Annotated in this window: 21 protein-coding genes; all 21 read right to left on the bottom strand. The window is 59.5% G+C overall.

Going from position 1 to position 18,716, the window contains the following annotated elements:
* Nucleotides 1-3: 3 nt before the first annotated feature.
* Entirely contained in the window at nt 4-1,512 is a 1,509-nt protein-coding gene (locus AAGT95_RS14100) for a TIGR03752 family integrating conjugative element protein (protein WP_342594206.1), read from the bottom strand.
* Nucleotides 1,509-2,366, bottom strand: coding sequence for a TIGR03749 family integrating conjugative element protein (locus AAGT95_RS14095; RefSeq protein WP_342594205.1), 858 nt, complete (start codon nt 2,364-2,366; stop codon nt 1,509-1,511). The genes AAGT95_RS14100 and AAGT95_RS14095 overlap by 4 nt, the downstream gene beginning before the upstream one ends.
* The gene (locus tag AAGT95_RS14090; RefSeq protein ID WP_342594204.1) at nt 2,363-3,016 is read right to left on the bottom strand and encodes a PFL_4703 family integrating conjugative element protein; all 654 of its coding nucleotides are present in this window, start codon (nt 3,014-3,016) and stop codon (nt 2,363-2,365) included. The genes AAGT95_RS14095 and AAGT95_RS14090 overlap by 4 nt, the downstream gene beginning before the upstream one ends.
* A complete protein-coding gene (locus tag AAGT95_RS14085; protein ID WP_342594203.1) occupies nt 3,013-3,390 on the bottom strand; it encodes a TIGR03750 family conjugal transfer protein in 378 nt (125 codons plus the stop codon). The genes AAGT95_RS14090 and AAGT95_RS14085 overlap by 4 nt, the downstream gene beginning before the upstream one ends.
* Before the next feature lie 9 nt (nt 3,391-3,399).
* Nucleotides 3,400-3,774, bottom strand: coding sequence for a TIGR03745 family integrating conjugative element membrane protein (locus AAGT95_RS14080; RefSeq protein ID WP_075563571.1), 375 nt, complete (start codon nt 3,772-3,774; stop codon nt 3,400-3,402).
* 92 nt (nt 3,775-3,866) lie between these two features.
* Complete coding sequence (locus AAGT95_RS14075) at nt 3,867-4,058, bottom strand: DUF3262 family protein (protein WP_168170678.1); 192 nt, start codon at nt 4,056-4,058, stop codon at nt 3,867-3,869.
* 26 nt (nt 4,059-4,084) lie between these two features.
* A complete protein-coding gene (locus tag AAGT95_RS14070) occupies nt 4,085-4,438 on the bottom strand; it encodes an RAQPRD family integrative conjugative element protein (RefSeq protein WP_342594202.1) in 354 nt (117 codons plus the stop codon).
* Nucleotides 4,439-4,694: 256 nt separating this feature from the next.
* The gene (gene adhP / locus AAGT95_RS14065; protein WP_342594201.1) at nt 4,695-5,723 is read right to left on the bottom strand and encodes an alcohol dehydrogenase AdhP; all 1,029 of its coding nucleotides are present in this window, start codon (nt 5,721-5,723) and stop codon (nt 4,695-4,697) included.
* 260 nt (nt 5,724-5,983) lie between these two features.
* Nucleotides 5,984-7,885, bottom strand: coding sequence for a transporter (locus AAGT95_RS14060; RefSeq protein ID WP_342594200.1), 1,902 nt, complete (start codon nt 7,883-7,885; stop codon nt 5,984-5,986).
* A complete protein-coding gene (locus tag AAGT95_RS14055; RefSeq protein WP_342594199.1) occupies nt 7,878-9,260 on the bottom strand; it encodes a glutamate decarboxylase in 1,383 nt (460 codons plus the stop codon). The genes AAGT95_RS14060 and AAGT95_RS14055 overlap by 8 nt, the downstream gene beginning before the upstream one ends.
* Nucleotides 9,261-9,548: 288 nt before the next feature.
* Nucleotides 9,549-10,253 (bottom strand): TIGR03747 family integrating conjugative element membrane protein, encoded by a 705-nt coding sequence (locus tag AAGT95_RS14050; protein WP_342594198.1) that lies wholly within the window; start codon nt 10,251-10,253, stop codon nt 9,549-9,551.
* Entirely contained in the window at nt 10,240-12,417 is a 2,178-nt protein-coding gene (traD, locus tag AAGT95_RS14045; RefSeq protein WP_342594197.1) for a type IV conjugative transfer system coupling protein TraD, read from the bottom strand. Before traD ends, AAGT95_RS14050 begins: the two co-directional genes overlap by 14 nt.
* Complete coding sequence (locus AAGT95_RS14040; protein WP_342594196.1) at nt 12,414-12,986, bottom strand: integrating conjugative element protein; 573 nt, start codon at nt 12,984-12,986, stop codon at nt 12,414-12,416. Before AAGT95_RS14040 ends, traD begins: the two co-directional genes overlap by 4 nt.
* A gap of 8 nt (nt 12,987-12,994) precedes the next feature.
* The gene (locus tag AAGT95_RS14035; protein WP_342594195.1) at nt 12,995-13,741 is read right to left on the bottom strand and encodes a transglycosylase SLT domain-containing protein; all 747 of its coding nucleotides are present in this window, start codon (nt 13,739-13,741) and stop codon (nt 12,995-12,997) included.
* Nucleotides 13,742-13,771: 30 nt separating this feature from the next.
* Nucleotides 13,772-14,488 carry a TIGR03759 family integrating conjugative element protein gene (locus AAGT95_RS14030; RefSeq protein WP_342594194.1) on the bottom strand — a complete coding sequence of 239 codons (717 nt, stop codon included), beginning with the start codon at nt 14,486-14,488 and terminating at the stop codon, nt 13,772-13,774.
* Between the two features lie 10 nt (nt 14,489-14,498).
* Nucleotides 14,499-15,320 carry a hypothetical protein gene (locus AAGT95_RS14025; RefSeq protein ID WP_342594193.1) on the bottom strand — a complete coding sequence of 274 codons (822 nt, stop codon included), beginning with the start codon at nt 15,318-15,320 and terminating at the stop codon, nt 14,499-14,501.
* Nucleotides 15,310-15,795 carry a PilL N-terminal domain-containing protein gene (locus AAGT95_RS14020; protein WP_342594192.1) on the bottom strand — a complete coding sequence of 162 codons (486 nt, stop codon included), beginning with the start codon at nt 15,793-15,795 and terminating at the stop codon, nt 15,310-15,312. The genes AAGT95_RS14025 and AAGT95_RS14020 overlap by 11 nt, the downstream gene beginning before the upstream one ends.
* A 285-nt stretch (nt 15,796-16,080) precedes the next feature.
* Nucleotides 16,081-16,395, bottom strand: a complete 315-nt coding sequence (locus tag AAGT95_RS14015; RefSeq protein ID WP_342594191.1) for a hypothetical protein — start codon at nt 16,393-16,395, stop codon at nt 16,081-16,083.
* The gene (locus AAGT95_RS14010; RefSeq protein ID WP_342594190.1) at nt 16,374-16,844 is read right to left on the bottom strand and encodes a hypothetical protein; all 471 of its coding nucleotides are present in this window, start codon (nt 16,842-16,844) and stop codon (nt 16,374-16,376) included. The genes AAGT95_RS14015 and AAGT95_RS14010 overlap by 22 nt, the downstream gene beginning before the upstream one ends.
* 624 nt (nt 16,845-17,468) lie before the next feature.
* A complete protein-coding gene (locus tag AAGT95_RS14005; RefSeq protein ID WP_071232228.1) occupies nt 17,469-17,720 on the bottom strand; it encodes a hypothetical protein in 252 nt (83 codons plus the stop codon).
* Nucleotides 17,721-17,842: 122 nt separating this feature from the next.
* Nucleotides 17,843-18,379, bottom strand: coding sequence for an STY4534 family ICE replication protein (locus AAGT95_RS14000; RefSeq protein WP_342594189.1), 537 nt, complete (start codon nt 18,377-18,379; stop codon nt 17,843-17,845).
* Nucleotides 18,380-18,716: the final 337 nt, after the last annotated feature.

Genomic DNA, 18,716 nt, shown 5'->3' with positions numbered 1-18,716 from the left:
TACTCAGTCGAGCCCGACTGTGGTTGCGGTTGACGTGTCATAGCGCACCTCCCTCCCTTCGGTCTCGTAATCGATCGGCAGCTGCTTGTTGATGTGGATGGCCACGTTTTGACCCGGCGGTACGTAAACCGCCGCGAAGGCCTCGCCGTAAAGCTTATTGACCCATTCGCTCATATCGTTGACCCCCTGACTCAGGATCTGACCCACGGCCTGATTGCCGCTCATGGCCTGCGAGATCGAACCATCGCTGCCGAATGAGGTGATCGAGGTTGAATCATCATCGGAGAGCATCGTCGCCGCGCCAGCGCCGGCGGCCGTGAGCAGGCCCTGGGTGCCGAGATACTGCTGCGCGTTACTGCGCCGCATGCCACTGATACAGGGCAGACCTGCCTGGTCGCTGATCCAGCCGATGGAATTGCCGCCACCAATGGACTGGTTCTGGTTGCTGCCGCCGTTACCGTCACCACCGTTCTGGTTGACGTCATCCGGCGACGGCACGGTCCGGATCGTGCCGTCCTCGAAAACGAAGGTCAGACTGGTGATGTTTCCGCGCACGCAGGAAAGCGTCCAGTCGCCGGTCGCCGTGCCGCTGGCAACGGCGGCCTTCACTTCCGGCAGCTCGATGCCGTTGGCCGTCAGGTTGTCCTTGCCGATCATCACCTTGAACGGATAGGGATCGTTGACCGTGCCATCGACTGGCACCCGGCCCAAAAGTGCCGTCATGGCGAGTGAGCCCATGAGCGTCGAGTTCTCCGGGATCGTATAGACCGGCTCCACTGTCGAAACATCCGGCTCGCCGGTCACTCGCGATTCGGCTGCACTCGATGCCCGGGAAGCCATGTCTCCCGCCGTTTCAGCGGCGGCCTTGAACGAGGTGGGGAACGCTGGGCCATCATCACGACCGCTACGACTCGAGCGCCCCTCCTCCTGACGACGATCCATCGGCTCGACCCAGGCGAGATTGCCACCGCCCGAGTCGCTCCCCGATGGACCACCGCCGCCCTCGAGCCCCAGGCCGATCGGCATATCGTCGTTGCCAGACTGGCCATCATTGCCGCTGGTGTCCTCGTCTGCCGGCACCAGACGGTCCAAGCGATTCTCGAAGCGGGAAAGCAATGACTGTTCGCTCTGCTCGCGCGCCCGTTGTTGGCGCTCACGCTCCTGCTGAATCGCCTCGTTCACCGATCGGTCGACGTTGGAAGCACGCTCGGCGAGACGGTTGTTCTCCTCGACCAAGCCCTCCATTCGTTCCTGGTCACGTTGTCGCTGACGCTCCCAGGCATTCATCTTGCCCACCAGGGTGGCTACGGTGTCCTGGGAGGAATCACCGCTGATACCCAGTGCATCCATTTCGTCCTGAGACAGGGTGCGGGTATCGTCCTGTGCGGCCTGCTGCTGGGTTTGTCCCGCGTCTTCGCTGCCACTGCTGCAGCTCTTGATGACGATCAGACTCATCCCGACGAACAGCACGGGCACCCCGAACTTGAGAAGCGTATTGCCCTGCAGTTTCATGAATCACCTCCCTGCGACAGGGGCAGCGCCTTTGCCAGGGACAATCCGTTGGTCACGATGAAGACGGTGGTGGTGTCTTCCACGCTGCCTCGACGACCCAGCGATGGGTGCATGAACGTGGCGCTGTAAAGATCGCCCTGGAGCCAACGCGGATCCAGCTCGAAAGCCCGGGAGGGGTCCCGGTTCGAGAGCTTTACTGCCGTGACAGTCCAGCCATCGAGCTTCCACGCGGCCACCGGTGTCGCCGTGACCGGTAGCGATGGCAGCAGGGACGGCATGCTGTCCGGCAGTTGCATCGCGACCCGGTTGAGGCCCTTCACCGGCTCGATCGTCCGGCTGGGTGCGTAGAGCGATTGGGCGGCAAAGCGGGTCAACACCACCGGTACTGGCGTCCCACCGGCGGAAGCTCCGGCTCGATCGTGATCGCCGCCCTCGTCGTCGCTTTGAGCCGACGCGCTGGCCGTCGAATCACCAGGGTTGTCTTCCGGGAACACCACCTGGATATCCTCGTCGCTCGCGCCATCCTCCTTGGCAGTCAGGTCGAACAGCACGACTTCATTGGTCTCGACGTCCTGAAGTCTCACGCGCTGGGTGTCGAACGCCTGGTTAGCCTTGAGGTAGATTGCCCCACCCGCGCTCTGGACACGCAGCGTGTCGGGATCGGCGATGTCACGCGGGAGGCCCACGCGCACGTTGCGATCGAGCACGATGACCCGCTCGGTGCCGACCGGCAGGTCGACGTCCAGCGGCTTGCGATCCCAGTGCAGGATCTCCACGGCATGGGCCTGGAGCGCCACACTCAACAGTGAGACGCACAGACCGCCTCCCAATAACGACGCCTTGAGGCGATTCATGACTCACCCTCCTGCTGTGGGATTTCCAGACGCTGGGCTGGGCGGGCCAGGCAATCGATCTGCATGCCCCACTTGTTGTTCTGCGGGTCGCCTTCGGCACGTACGACCCTGATCGGAAAGCGCATGTAGACGTCGCGAACGGGTGTTCCGGCGTAGGTTTCCTTGACGGCGAGATCCAGGTTCACGATCCACTGATCCCGAGACACGACCTCCACTGAGCCAGGCCCCGACTGGTCGTTGCTGAATCCCCGACCGGGAATTTCGAATACGCTTCGCTCTCGCTGATCCAGTTCGTTGCGCTGATTGCGATAGCGATAGTCTTCTTCGAGTTCGGTTTGGCAGGAGGGCGTCAAGAACGGTGAATAGGCGTAGAGGTTGCGCTTGTAATCCGCCTCACCGTTGGACGGCCAGCGGTTGATCTGCTGCCAGACGTAAGTGGTGAAGGCATAGACAGCGGAGGGTGGCTTCTCCCACCACTTCTGGGTCGATCCCGTGCGCAGATCCGGCGGGATCGAGATAGTCAAATCCTTGGGTGCGCTATACCAACCGAGGCCCAGACCGGCGCAGAGCAACACCAGAACAACAATAATGCCGCGCAGCGTGGTGATATGGGCGTCGCGGGCACCCAAGGCGTTACGCAAACGACTCATCGCAGTTCTCCTTGACTCCGGGACTCACGTCCTACGCGATAGGGGCTCGAGCGAGTGATGAGTGTTTCGCCGCCGAGGTTGATACCGTGGGCGGCGAATCGATACATGATCTGGCGATAGAGCAGCGAGGGAGGACGGCCACGTCGTAGCCGACGCATGACGGTGCCACCAACGACCAAAGCCAGCGCCATGACCGCCACGGCAACGGTAGGCGCCATGGCAGGCATCCCGAACACGAACGCCAGGACGATGCCCGGAAGCATGCCGCCGACGAAGCCCATCACCGCCATGATGCAGACTTCCCGAAGCGTCATGCCCCGAAAAACCACCGGGGCGTCGTTGATGCGTTTCGGCAGGAAATCGATGCTTGCCATGACACACCCTCACTGAGCCAGGATCGGTGCGGCTTCAGTGCTCAGCCAGATGATGACCAGGATCAGCACGACGCCGATGAAGGCGGTCACGCCGAATTTGGTCCACTCACCGCGCTGTCGCCCTTCGTTGAACGACGCCAAACAGCCGATGCCGACCCAGATGAAAGCGGCGGTGCACAACAGTAGACCTCCGAGAACGAAGCCGTCGTACATATAGCCCTGGGCGGTGGAGCGAATCCCGCCACTGCCCTGCGTCGGCTCCTCGAGCGCAGGGAGATCGGCCAGTGCGAGACCCGGCACCGCCGTGCTGGCCAACACGGCGAGTTTCTGGCAGTTGCGGTTGAATCCACCGCAGAGACGTTGAAACAGTGATTGCAGTGACATGATGGCTTCCTCTTGAGATGATTGATTGCCCGTTACGACCTACCCACATGGGCTCTTCCTATCCCCCTTGGGGGATCTTCGAGTCGCTCCTGTCAGGACAGGAACAACCAGAAAAACAGCAGCACCAGAACCAGCGATTTGAGGGCCACGGCGGACAAGATGTCGCCGTCGACACGGCCCCGGACCCACCCCCGATACGCCGACATCAAAATCCAGATAACGAGCAACATCGCGGCGCTGCAGCCCACGCCAGCGATAAGCCAGGAAAGCTCTTGCCCGCCCAAGCCAGCTCCCGCCTCGAACGCCTCCACTACTGCCCCCGATCATCGAGGTAGTCGCCGTCGAGCGGCCTGAGCTGCCGAGGCAATAGACGATCGGGCGCGAGGTAATCATCGATACCACCGGTGATGGACTGCAGGTCACTGCGTAGACGTGGGATGTCGAAGTAGATCCGCGTGGATTCGGGATTCGCGTTCTGCTGCCTGGCGTCGATGCGGTCGACCACGACCTTGATCTGCTCGATTTGGGTCTGGATCAGTGCCAGATCCCGGCGCTGGATCTCGTCGATGTCGCCCGCTTGCGCGGGGCAAACGAAGCTGTAGCTGCTGGCGAACAGGAGGCTCGTGAACAGCGTGGGAAAGGAAAATCGTTGGCGCACCGTCATGGTTGAGTCCCGTCGTGAGTGGTGACGACATGGGTTCATGGTCGAGTCAACTCACTCAGGGATCAGCCGAAAACGTTAAGACAAACAGCGGGGTATTCTTGGCGGGTTTTGAAGAACCCGGCCCCGCTAAAAAGGGACCGGGAGTCGAGCCACAGGGAGGCGGCCCAGAGGTACTTTTTGAAGCTCGATGTCGCGATGGTGATTATCGGCCCTAACAGGAGCGCTTGGGGCAAAAGAGATAGGTCAGTTTCAAACGTTACTCCATAACCATCACCATCCGGCCGTCTACCCCCCCTTTTTCCAGATCGCTGAAGACTTGGTTTATGTCTTCAAGTCGAGTCTTATGAATATGTGCCTTGACCTTGCCTTCAGCGGCGAATCGCAGAGCCTCGGCCATGTCGTTGCGCGTCCCAACAATAGAGCCACGCAAGGTGATGCGTTTGAGCACCACGTCGAAGATTGGCGTTTGGAATTCTCCCGGCGGCAAACCGTTGAGGCTGATAGTGCCCTTACGGCGGACGTAGTTGAGCGCCTGATTGAAAGCCGGTACCGAGACCGCGGTGACCAGCACCCCGTGTGCGCCGCCCTGGGTCGCGGCGATCACCTGGTTGATGGCATCCTCATCCTGGGCGTTGACCGCGACATCGGCCCCGAGCTGTTTAGCCAGGTCGAGCTTCTCTGGGGAGACGTCCAGCGCCACCACGTGCAGACCCATCGCCTTGGCATACTGCACCGCAATATGTCCTAACCCGCCGATACCAGAAATCGCGACCCACTCTCCCGGCTTGGTATCGGTTTCCTTGAGGCCCTTGTAAGTGGTGATGCCAGCACACAGGATCGGCGCGATGGCTGCATAGTCGACACCATCCGGCAAACGGGCGACATAGTCGGCGTTACCGATGGCGTACTCGGCGAAGCTGCCGTTGACGGTATAGCCACTCATGTTCTGGCTCTCGCACAACGTCTCCCACCCGGTGAGACAGAATTCGCAGTGTCCGCAAGCGTCGTGCAGCCAGGCGATACCGACAGAGTCGCCCTCCTCGAGATGCTTGACGCCTTCGCCCAAGGCAACGATTACGCCAGCGCCCTCATGGCCAGGAATGAAAGGAGGCGTCGGCTTGACCGGCCAGTCTCCGTGAGCGGCGTGCAGATCGGTGTGACAGATACCACTGGCCTTGATCTTGACCAGCACCTCGCCCGGCCCCGGTTGCGGTACCGGCACTTCTTCGATTACCAGAGGCTGACCAAACTCGTGGACAACTGCCGCTTTCATGAACTCAGACATATCTTACCTCTCTGCCGGCGGATGGCCGACGCAATGGGCTACGAAACCGGCATTCATAATTTCGAAGCTTTCAATTAAGTTCTGATCTCCAATGCAGACAAGATCCAGGTTATCGCAGGCCGAGCAGTAGATAAACGGCCCGCGATAGTGGCACTAACACTCTGCCATTAGCCCTCATAACTCAATGCTAGTGATGCGCCTATCATCGATACCGGTATAGTTTGTCAACTACCGGGTTGCCTTCCGGCGCCTTTGATAAGTTACGACAAAATCATCGAAAAATAGCCCCCAATCAGTGCCAATACTGTTGTCAGGGCGTAACTGACAGGATAAGGCACGGCAGCCACCGAGCTCCCCGACTCCTCGATGATCGCATTCAGCCCCGGTGTACTGTTTCGTCCGCCAGTGGCGGCGCCGTCGGCAATGATGGAGTTAAGTCCGAAAAATTTGAATCCAACCCAGAATGCCACTAGCGGCGGAATGAGTGCCCCCAATATGCCTATGCAGGCGAGCCATACTATGGTGTCGCCCCCTAAAGCCGTAATGACCTTTGGTCCGACATTCGCAGACAACACCACGACAAATGCATTCAACCCAAAGTCCTGAAGAAAACTCCGAGCACCTTCATGAACCGGTCCACCGAATTCAGGATTACGGCTCCGGAAGTAGCTGACGCCCACGCCAGCTAGAATGCATCCTGCTGAAGTGCCTAGGGAGAAGGGAATACCTGAAATCGTGACACTAACAATGCCAACCAGATAGCCCACCAGCATGGCAAGTGCAAGATAGAGCACCTCGGACTTCATCGTCGATAGAATCGCACGTCCGCCCAGTTTCTTTGCGGCAGCCTTAATCGCCACGTCAGGCCCGGTCAGGCGTACCACGTCACCGAATGACAAAACGCTAGACGGCCCAAGCGGAAGTTCATTCCCGGCTCTGAAAAGCGCCTGTACTTCCACGCCTCCGGTTCCATGACTTGCCAGCTCTTGAAGCGTCTTCCCGGAGACAGCATGAGATCCGATATGGACGTCAGCCACTTCCAGAGGAACATTCCGAGCAAGAGCCTCATCGGATTCCGGTCCTATCAACTCTCCCTCTTCAAGTATCAGGTCGTGCACGTTCCCACGCACCGTTACAATGTCGTTCATCGCAAGCACGAGATCATCGGACAAATCGAGAACTTTATGGTCTCGCACGACACGTAATATCGGTACCTGAGGGTAGTCTTTAGCCAACTGAGCAAGACTCAGGCCGATGAGCTGTTCGTGCGTCACGTAAAAGGCGCGCAGATCGTAAGGTGAAAATCCCATTATTAGCGCGCCAGGCGCTCCCGGCACGGGATGTGTTGCACCGCCACTGTATTCAGTCTCGGCCAGCTTGGCATCCGCCTTGGCATCGCGACCAAAAATCCGAGGTAGATATCGAATCAACAGGATAATCCCGACACTCGATAATACGTAGCTGATGGCATAAGCCGCAGCCATATTGGCTCCAACCTCCTCAACCGTCATCCCTGCAGGAGGGGTGTAAGCGCCGCTAGACAGAGCGCTCTGACCGACACCAAGAATGGCTGTAATGGTATAGCTGCCTGAAATCAAACCTGTTGCGTACCCAGGGGCCAATCCCACCCAAGACGCACCAAAATAGCAAATGACCCAATTCAACGCCCAAACGATGACGCCAACTCCAATAAAGGCCAGCCCCCCCTTTCGAAGACCAGAAAAGAACTGTGGCCCTACCTTTAAGCCTAATGCATACATGAATAGCAAGAGCATGAAGGAGGATAATATTCCCGGGATGGAATAAGTGATCCCGTAAACCGCCTCCGCCACCATCGAAATGATGACACCGACCAGCAATGAACCAGCCGTTGAGCCAAGGGAGACGCCCTTAAAATCAAACTTACCAATTAAATTACCAAGCGCCAAAGCGAGAAGAATAAATGCAATTGGCTGATTTCCGAGCAATTCAAAAAAACCGTGTACTCCGGTTTCTGCTACGGGTTCTACGCTATCGAAGATTTGGCCAATGACGCGTCCTCCTGCGGAGGACGCACTATCATCCTGGGCAACGGCAGGCCCAGTAAAAAAAAGGACCGCCAAGCCGAAGAAGCGAATGAAGATGCCTGACGCCGATCGAACGCAACGATGTATCTCAGCCATGATGGAACCCCGGTTTAGCAGTCGAGTTAGGCACAGGGTTTTCCGATAGGTGCTTGATCGCACGTTTCATGTCGTCGAGAAGCAAACGTGCCAGATCACGACTCACGCCATGTCGAATCAAGATACGCTGAACGACGGTTTCCTGGCGGTTCGAGGGCAGAGGATAAGAGGCAATTTGCCAACCTCGCATCCGAAGCCGCTCCGACAAATCATAGAGGGTGAAACCATGATCTGAATCGGTCAGCTTATAAGCTACCGCTGGCAGTCCACCATGGCCGTCGTAAACCATTTCGAACGGTCCAAGCTTGGCTAATGCATTACCCAACCACTGCGCCGTATCGGAGCAGGCTTGCTGAATAGCCGTGTAACCATCACGCCCCAGACGCAGGAAGTTGTAGTACTGCGCGATGATCTCTCCACCAGGACGAGAGAAATTGAGCGCAAAAGTCGGCATATTGCCGCCAAGATAGTCAACGTAGAAGATCAAGTCTTCGGGTAGATCTTCTTTTGATGCCCAGATGATCCAGCCCACACCTAATGGGGCAAGCCCATACTTGTGGCCCGATGCATTGATGGAGCGCACCCGTTGGATCTGGAAATCCCATACTAGGTCACGCTGAATGAACGGCGCGATAAAACCGCCGGATGCAGCATCGACGTGGATAGGGATATCTAGCCCCAGGTCGCGTTCGATGGCGTCGAGCTCTCGCGCCAATGCCTCCACGGGTTCGTAGATACCTGTAAACGTCACGCCAAGCGTCGCGACAACTCCTATCGTATTCTCATCGCAGTACTTTCGAAGGTCCGCAGGTTGTAATCCCAGCGCATCTCCTTCAAGCGGAACTTCTCTAATCTCGACGTCGAAATACCGCGCGAACTTCTTCCAGCAGATTTGAACGGGACCGGTCACGATATTGGGCTTACTCGCATCCTTCCCTTCAGCTTCGCGCCGCTGACGCCATTTCCATTTGAATGCGAGTCCACCAAGCATCGCCGCTTCGCTGGATCCTGTCGTCGAACAACCTACCGTTTCCCAGGATTTCTGCGCGTGCCATAGATCGGCCAGAATATGGACACACCGATTCTCAATCTCCGCCGTCTGGGGATATTCGTCCTTGTCGATCATGTTTTTATCGACGGCATCCGACATCAGCTGTTTGACTTCATCCTCGACCCACGTAGTGCAAAACGTGGCGAGATTCTGACGTGCATTACCATCGAGCAAAAGCTCATCCCGAACGAGAGAATAAGCAGCATGAGGCTCCGTTCTACCCTGTGGTAGACGGAACTTGGGGAGGCTGGCCTCTGAGGCATCAGTGGTATAAATATCGCGAATGCTTGATTGGTCACCGGCGTCAATATGATGGATCGGCATACTATTATCCTTGCAGCATGTGAAAGGTTTCTAAAATGCCGCGCACCGGAATTCCCACCAAGCTCTTCAATCGCGTCCAACCTTAAACTTCTTTGGCTAGACAGGAATCCGTCTCGGGCCAAGAGAATCCAAATAATACTTTGCGGTTGCGCTTACCACGTCGCGCTAAGGATTCTTAGCCAAGTCAACAAGAAAGTATCCTTCCTCGCCATATGCATGCGGCCAAACTAAATCTTATCATTTGTTAACTAATTAGTGGGAGAATATAGATTAATTATAATTAGTTACTTAAAGATATTTCTTGAAGCTCGATATGGTGATCGCGATCATTAACCCGAACAGCAGCGCGCACGGCAGCAGAAGCAGATTCGGATGGATCGAGAACGGCAATGACAGGTAGATCAGCCAGCCGGTCAAGAAGATTGGTGTCACCATGCGCTTGGCATGGTGATAGATGAACGCCGACTCGCGCCCTGCCCCGAAGCGGCGCAGATCGCGACTCACCAGCCCATCGATGAAGCCCACCAACGCGGCCATGATGAACAACGGCGATGTCAGAATCAGAATGACGCAGCGCGTGAGGGTCATCAGAGTCACGAACATGGCCGCCTGCAGGTAAGTTTTCAGCGTCCCCGCCCAACCCACGGCATCGGCTCCCTGCTCAACCCAGTCTGCGATGCCGGATTTCACGAATAACCATTCATAGCAGGTGTCTACGATCATCGTGGCGAACTCGACCGGGGACGACACCAGCAGCGACTGGGAGAACTGGCTATCCAGATAGCCCATCTCGGCGAGCATGGTCTGGTGTGCGTGGTCGGAGCCTGGCTGACTGAACCAGTCGAAATAGATACCGACCCACTCGATCAGCACGCTGCAGATGATCGAGATCAACACGATCCATATCAGCGTGAACGGCAGCTTGAGCAGCGTACCAACCAGCCCGCTGCGCTTCTTCTCGGCGCGCTGAGCCGGTGCCTCATCCCTCGCCATGACCCACATCCCCGGCTCCGCCATTCACCACGGTGGCATCACGCTCGACCGGCTCATGCAGACTCGGCGGATTGCTGAAGTCCATATGGATCGGCGGCGGCATGATGCCCGTCCACCACTGATCGCCCGTGGCGTATTTCGCCCGCATGCGACTCGCGATGTCGGCCACGTCCTTCGGCACGTCCTCGGTCTTGTCCGGCAACGGTAACGGCATGCGGATCTTCCAGAGCTGGCCGCCCTCGAGCAGCGCAAAGGCCTGCCCCTTGGGCAGATTGATCACGTCGTTGGGGGTCAGCATCTCCACGGACTCAGTGCCGACGCGGTCGCCTGCCGAAGAGCTGAAGTCCTGATCGCTGTTCACGTCGGCGTTGTCGCTGGCCATCGACACCATCAGCCGGGTCGAGACGTTCACCTTGGCCAGCTGGTCGGTCAGCAACCGCGCGGTGCGCTCCTCGCGCACCCTCAGCATGATCAGGTTGTTGAAGTTGCCCACCACCTGGCCGGCCTTAGCCGTGGAGCCGACCCGCGCCTCGATGTCCGAGAGTGTCTGGGTGTAGGCCGTCACCTGGATGCCGGCACCACCGCCCTTGTTGATCAGCGGGATGAACTCGTCGCCCATCAGCTCGTTGAACTCATCGCAGTGCAGGTTGATCGGCAGCTTCTGGCTCCCACCCTCTCCGGGAAGCCCATCTTCGGACCCGAATTTGTAGATGTGACCGGCGACCGACACGATGTCGGCGAACATCGAATTACCCACCGCCTGAGCGACTTCAAAATCGCTCAGCGCATCAAGGCCGACATAGACCACCCCCTTCTTGCGAATGATCTGCTGCCAATCGATGATCGGGCGCTCATCCTCGATGTCGTCGTAGTCCGGCGAGAGCAGCTCGGCGATCTTGCCGCTGGTCAGCTTCTCGAGCAGCGGTAGAAGTGACGCCACGATCTTGTCGAAGTAGGTCTTGTCATAGCGCACTGCAGAGAGCAAGCCATCGAGCACGGGGTCGCTCAGCGATTCGATGACGTCGGGCTGCTGCAGGTACTGAACGATCGCAACCACACGCTTGTGGCGCCCCTGCAGGTTACGAGGCGTGTTCTTGTCGTTGGTCTTCCCCTCGATGTCGGTGATCTGTTGGTTCGACCCTGGAAGCTGCTGCTCCAGCATCTGCTGGACGTACTGCATCAACAGCGCATCGATGTTCACCACATCAGCCAGGATCTGGCCGTAGCTTGGCCGCTCACCCAGGGCGTGACGGGCGCGGGCGACGATGTTGACGAAACGCCAGGCGAACTGGCGAAACGCGGCGGAGTTGCCCTCGCCGGAGAGCTGGCCGGTGACGCGGGTCGATACCTCGGAGAGCCGCGAAAAGTGCCCCACGGCGTTGTAGCGGCACGAGACGTCCGGCCAGCCCAGATGGAAGATGTAAAACTCGTCACCCCGTCCAGCCTTCTGGGCCTCGGCGTACATGCGCATCATCAGATCCGCATCCCCCTTGGGGTCGAAGCAGATCGTGATGTCGCCACGCCGGATGTCCTGGGTGATCAGGATCTCGGCCAGACGTGTCTTGCCCACGCGAGTCGTTCCCTCGACCAGTGTGTGACCCACCCGCTCACCCAGCGGCATCCAGACGTCGTGCTCTCGCCACTCGACGGCATGCAGCGCCGGACGCCCGCCTACCGGCGGTAGCGGCCTCACCGGATTAAGCATCGAATCCCAGCGCAACAGCGCGGCGATATGTCGGCCAACCGCCCCACCCTCCATCGACTGCTCAAGACGACGGGCGCGCTGATACCACGGACTCGGCTGGACATAGCCCTTGGCAGCCGGCTGAGCGGCTTCGTGCAGGCGCTGGGTGTGCTGGGCATCCCATCTGAAGCCCTTGCCCAACCACAAGCTCCGCCGGCTCAATGGCACTTTGCGCGCCGGCAGCGCGAAGCGCGGCAGGCGACGCATGTTGCGGCGATAGCGCAGCACGACCCATGCCTGACGAAAGCGCCAGGCGCCGAACGCCGCAAAGCCCGCTGCCGTGGTGATGCCAACACTGGGCGAAAGTGCCAGCGCCCAGGGTGCCCAAATACACAGAACAACGCAGCCGGCGCAGATCCAGACGGTGTATAGCTCGACTGCGGGTCGCAGGAGGGATTCGAGAGGATGGTTGCTACTCATTGCTCAATACCCCGCTGACTGATCAACGCGGGGTAGTGTCGAAGGCCTAGTCGTTCGGCCAGTCCGTCGCCTGAGACGGGACGAAGTTCGAGCCCCTGGGCTGCGTTGCGAAGTGCTTGCAGGGACGACTCATCGGCTGCCTGCACGACCAGCCCCACAGCATTCATCTCTCGCAAGCTGTCGCCGCGCTGGGCCAGCCATTGTCGGGATAGGTCGTCATCACCGACCAAAAAGACAGGCGTGAACCCACCGGGCAGATCCAGCTGACGCGGCGTGACGGTGCCGGGCGTCAACTGCTCGCTCTCGAGCGGCAGCATGTCCTGTTCTCCAAAGGGCCGGGCAGGACGCGCCTCGCCACCCAGCTGCGGCGAGTAGCCTTCCTCCTCATCAACGCCCGCACCTTTGATGGCCACGTAGTAAGGTCGAGCCAGCTCGCCGCCGTGATCGGCGACCACCGTCAGCTGAGGCAGCCCCGGTGGGCGCTCGATGGGAGTCTGAGCAAGTGCAGATGCCGACAGCAGCGCCATCGAACCTACCAATATCAGGCTGAGGCAACGTGATCGTTTCATCGGATCTCCTATCGAGTTGCGACATCGGCCATCCAGGGCCGCTGTTCAGGCGTTACCCAGGTGACGTCGGTATCAGGAGAGCGTGGGCCAGGGGTCACCCAGGTCAGCGCCTCATCCGCCGCGGAAGGGCTGCCACTCTCCACTGACGCTAGCGCAGGTCGATGTGGTCGCTTCGAAGCGGATGTCTGGCGTGCTGCCATCCGCGCCGGCGGGCCCATCTCAAGAGTGGGGGATGTACCGAGCCGAGCCAGCTCCTGACTGACCACGGCTCGGTAACGCTCGGCAGGGCGACCACCTGCCGGACGGTGATAGCGCCCGGCTGCGATCAACCAATCGCCAGCGTCATCGAAGTGGCGACGAATCAGCGCCGCCGCCTCATCCAGATTGGCGTAGGGATCGAGCCCCTCGCAGGGATCCGAGAAGCGCTGACCAGCGCCGAATAACTGCGGCTGCCAGCGCACGTTCAGCTGCGCGATCCCCACGTCGACGATCTGCGTTGTCTTGAGCGCGTCAGTCAACGCCCGGCATGCGGAGGTTCGATCGCCGAAGCGCATCGATTCTCCAGCGACGTTCAACGTCCAGGGCCAGGGGCGATGCCCCGCATCGAGACTGACCCCCGACTCCGCGCTGGCCACCGCGTAGAGCACCGTCGGCGGTACACCACGATCCTGGGCGGCGACCACATAGGCTGATGGGATGTCGGGTTGCTCGGCGTAAGCCAAGCCGGCAACTATCGCCGTCACCAGCCCAGTCATTGCAGCTTTCAACGCGCGCGAGATCATCACTCAGCCCCTCGGCGCGACACGCGGCAGCTCACTGCTATCGACGTTCAGCGATCCGCCATGGTTGAGAGTGATCGCTCCAGAGCGAACCTTCGTCGGCGGGATTCCCACCTCGGCCGCCCAGCTGCGAATGTGATCATCGTCGCCGTTGGAATCCACAACCCAGATGTCCATGGCCGCCCCGCTGTTCAGCAGGCGCTGCACGGTTGCCTCGCACTGGTTGCACCCCTCGATGGCCACTACCACATTCAGGCGCTGGCTGGATGCCGACGGATTGCTGCCGAATACCGATTGGGTCGCGTCCTCGCCCCCTTTCGTGGTGAACGAGTTGACCGGCATGTCGTTGGGATAGAGCCGCTGCCAGGCGGCGTCGTAGGCGCGCTGGAATGCGAGTTCCGCTTCGACGCGGGCACGCTCGGTCTCGACGAGCTTCTCGGCGTACTTCTGGCGCTCGGCCTGGCTACGCGCTTCCAGGCCCAGCGCGGTCAGTGGATCCAGATTGGGGGACCAGGTGCCACGCGGCCCCTCCATGATCGACTCGTAGCGTTGATACTCCTGCTGGTTCAGGCCCCAGGCTTCGGCAGCCCGCTGGCTGCTCTGCTCAACCTGGGTCTGGTCGATGCGTGTCGACTCGCTCTCCTGCCCCTCTTGTGCCCAGACCGGCAAGGCAGCGAACAGCAGGAGCGCGATGCCCAGGCGTCGGTCACGTATCATCGTCATGGGACTCTCCTCAAGGAACCGGAACGACCACGGTCTGGCCGTCGATGGTGAACGCTGCCGAATGGCCATCGATCGATGACAGATGCCAAGACCCGATGTTCTGCCCCTCGCCAACAAGACGCAGATCGCTCAAGCGACCCGCGTTGCCAGACGCCACCGCGAGATAGCTGCGCCCACCGCGCAACTCGACGCCCGACACCGAAAATGGCGGTGACGGCGGCTCGGGCGCGCGACGGGTCTGGCGTTGACGGCTGGGCTGACTTTGCTGGGCGGCAGTCTTTTGACTCGCGCGGAGCTTGCGCACCTCCTCGATTGACGCCTCGAGCGACTGCTCCTTCTCCTGCGTGGCACTGAATCGCACGTCCACGGAGCTGGACAGCTCATCGACCCGATCGGAAAGCGCCTGAACATGCTCGGGCAGCGCCTGCAGCGGAGATGTCTGGCGACGCGCCTCGAGATCGTCGAGGCGTGAGGCGATTTCGCCAAGGCGGTTGCTGTTACCCTCGGCCTGACTGCGACGCTCGTCCTGCCCGCTCTGCAGCTCCTCGATGCGCACGCGCAGCTGATCGATGACCTGCTGCTGGGACTGCAATCGAGATTCCAGCGTTGGCCCCTTCGGCTCGGAGCCGGCAAATAGAACGAAATAGATCACCCCCAGGACAGCGAGGACGCCGAGCCCCAGAAGCGTCAATCGCAGCGGGCTCCAACGCCGGCGGCTCTCTACGTAGGGGATGTAATCGGGCTCATCGTCGCTTCTCCCCTGACGCTGTGAGTCATCGGGATCCGGCTCTGACTCACCGGGATCGACGGGCCGCTGGCGATCATCCGTCATGACCGGTCTCCTCGATCAGTCTCTGATCGCGCACCTGGTAGCAAATGGTTCGCGCGATGGGGTCGGCCTGAACTTCGAACGCACTACCAGCGAGAACCTGCAAGGCCTCGCGAAGCGGCATCGGCCCCAGGCGAAAGTGCGCCGCCGGCAATGGTCGGCTGTAGAGCAGCTGCTGCGGTTCGCCCTGTGGCGCACAGAGGCTGTAACCGGTTTGCTGCAGGGTGTAGCGCAAGCCATCCTCGACCGACGGACTCATAGAGGCAGGGATCGAGACATTGACGGTCTGCTCGAGGAGGTTGCGCTGCTGCAACGTGGCGTTGGCCGTAACCAAGGCGTAGCGCCCGCCTCGCATCACCTCGACTCGTGACACATCGCGATCGCGGTAGACATCGGGTTCGACATCGTAGGCGGGCTGATCCAGACCGGTGGCCACGACGCGGGAATGATGCGCCCCCTCGCTTTGCGAGAGGGCCATATTCTCGGCGTCGGGATAGTCGGCCGCCAGACGCTCACTCTCGCTTGGCTGCGGGGATGGTTGCTGATGCGCGCAACCGGCGAGCAGCGCAATCAAGAATGCTAAGGGGACGACACGGGTTTGCTGGAAGGAATACATCGGGTTTGGCCTCGCGCGGGGAACCTGAATGATCGTGATCGGGTTCACCGTGCCGAAGGCTGAGGGTACTCGCGACGGAAAATGTTAATTGCACTCGTACCGCTTTTGCAGACCCCAAAAAACGCCCCGTAGGGCGTTTGGAGTGAATCACTGAAAGTAAGTGGAAAACGACTTCACGATCTCATCGTTAAATGTCACGCTTAATCTCTCAGCACAATATCGCAATGCTCCCTGCTGGTCAGGCTTATCGGCGATCCATCTTGCTTCACCGTTATCGGTGTCGCGACGGAAGATCGACCAGCTGGCCGACTCAAAAGGATGCAGGCGATAGCCGATCTCGAGACAGTCATCTGGGCGAAGCTCGCTACAGACCACTACGTCGACAGCGTTGGCGCCGTAGCCAAGGATTCGCATCAACGGCATACCATGCCCACAAGCCGTCATACCAATGGTATCCAGCACCTGTCCGTGCCGCTGGCGAAGCGTCGCCCAATAAAGGCTACTGCCTTGGCATCGGATCGAAAGGGTCCTTCAACACACGCCAGGACAGTGTAGGCACCATTCACAACATCCAGCGTCCAGCCCTCGTCCTGAGGCAGGAATATCGGCCAACCCGCATCGGCCAATGTCGTTGCCAGGTTGGCCGCTGTATCCGAATCCCAGTCCGATCTCGACAACTCGGCGCGAAAGCGCCGGATCAGAACGTCGCGATCATCCTGATGATCAACGACACCGTCCAGATTGAGCATCTCGCATAGCCTGTCGATGTTGACCACATCCAGACTCTCGCCCCCGATATCCTGAATCTCATCCGGTATGTCCCAACTGGACGTTCGCTGTAACAGCCTAAGCGCGGCCAGAATGACATCGACTTCTTCCTGGGCCAGCTGATGGGTCAGAGTATCGCTCATGAGATTGCTCCTTCGTGTATCGATTGGACAGGAGCCACCCCCTCGGGGCGTGGCCCCGAATGGGTGAGTGGATTCAGAAGAGACTCAGATCAGCGTGACCCGTGTCATCGGACGAGTGGCGAAGGCGTCAAGCGCCTTCTCGGGTGAGTTACCGGAAAAGGGCCGGCCCAGCGTGTCGAATACGATCCAGGGACCGTGACCATGTTCACGTTCTATGTCGTATGCCGGGCGCAGATACCCGATCGGGCACGCTGGCCAGACAGAAGTGCCCTCGTAGACACTGTGTGAATCACCGGTTGACCCAGGTTGCAGGCAGTAGGGTTGCATGTGGATGGCTCCTCGAAAGAATGGAGCCATCCCACTGGGAAATGACCCCGGGTGGGAGAAGAAACGTTAAGTCCGTCTGGCGACGGCGCTGTCTGGAAGCGTTTCGACAGGTCTATTCTGCCGAAACGAAAACAGCCTCCCGGAGGAGGCTGTCATGACGTGTAAAGATCTGTCTGAATCAGCGTTTTCGTCGCGCTTCCAACTTGCGATGTACGGAGTAGGCATAACCGCCGGCAATCGTCATCGAAACGGTCAGAACGACGAAAATCGTGCCAAGCAGCAGAGTCGCAGAATCCATTAGGCATCACCTCCATCGGCTTCGGCCTTGGTTATGAGTGAGTCTAGCATGCCTTTGGCAATGCCAGCGATCAGGGTCAGGAGGAGAAAGACCGCGCCTGCCCAAAAGGCACTGAAATAGCCATCAGGCTGCGCCTTGAGCGCTGGCCCCAGAAGCACGGCAACGACACACGCAGCGGTCACGCTGCTGCTGATGCGATCGGCCGCGTCGAAAATCGCGCGAGCGATGCGAAGTCGAGAAAAATAGGACATGACATCTCCAGTCAATGCTGCAAGGGAGATGTCGCCCACCAGGGAGAGATCTCCCTGCGAGCGGGTGGGTTGAACCACACCCCCGGGAAGCTGACGCTTTCCCGGATAGTGAGGTGGTGGAATCAGATGACCGCTTCGGCGGCACCGACCGATCCGCTGACAACGGGTTGGGCAGGCGCATCGGTTCCCTGCGACGCTGTTTCGTCAGCCTGGCCACTGGTGTGGGTCGACGCGGTTTCTTCACGCCGTGGCGCTTCATAAACCTTGTCGCCATCCACCTTGGCCCAATTGACGAACAATAGACGCGCCTTGAGGCTCACGGCTGTTTCACCAGCGCGATCGCCCTTGGTCCGCGTGAACAGATCGGGATAGAGATCGCCGAGTTTGAAACCGATCAGGATCTTGGGCTCGTTGGCCCCTTTCTCCTTGCGATCGGCCACGGTTGCGGCGAACTTCTTGACCAGTTTCTCCGCTTCGACACCACTGACGCGGCAGTCGAAACGGCGATACTCGACATCATTGGAAGGACCATTCAACGCGGATATATCGCAAGCCCAGAAGGCATCGCCACGCTTGGGCGTGATCTTGCGGATCCGATTGACGTAGCCAACGCCAGTGATATGGAGATCGAAGAACTGATTATCGGTCGAGTTGGACATGGTGTTACTCCTTGGATTGAGGCACAGGAATCCAGGAGATACACCATCCCCACCGGGGAAAGTGTTCCCCCGGATGGGTGGTTCGGCGCGAGGCCGAGTATTCGGAAGTGGCATCCGGCTCAGGTGAGCGCCGTCTCTCAGGATGCGTTAACGGCTTCGGGAATTGCCCGAAGGCAAAAGGCGTCACTGATGACCGTCAGTGACCAGCGGCTTACATCGACAGGATTGCGCCACTTCTTCACGGCGTCAACCCCAAACCTCGATCGTCAATCGCAAGCCGGGGCAGCGAACACTCGCCGCCTCGCCTTGGGATTGAGGACCAGCACTGCGCGTCCAG

The organism is Salinicola lusitanus (assembly GCF_038648475.1).
Classification (GTDB): domain Bacteria; phylum Pseudomonadota; class Gammaproteobacteria; order Pseudomonadales; family Halomonadaceae; genus Salinicola; species Salinicola lusitanus.
The sequence above is the reverse complement of the archived record's forward strand: the minus strand, read 5'-3'. Positions and strand labels throughout refer to the sequence as shown.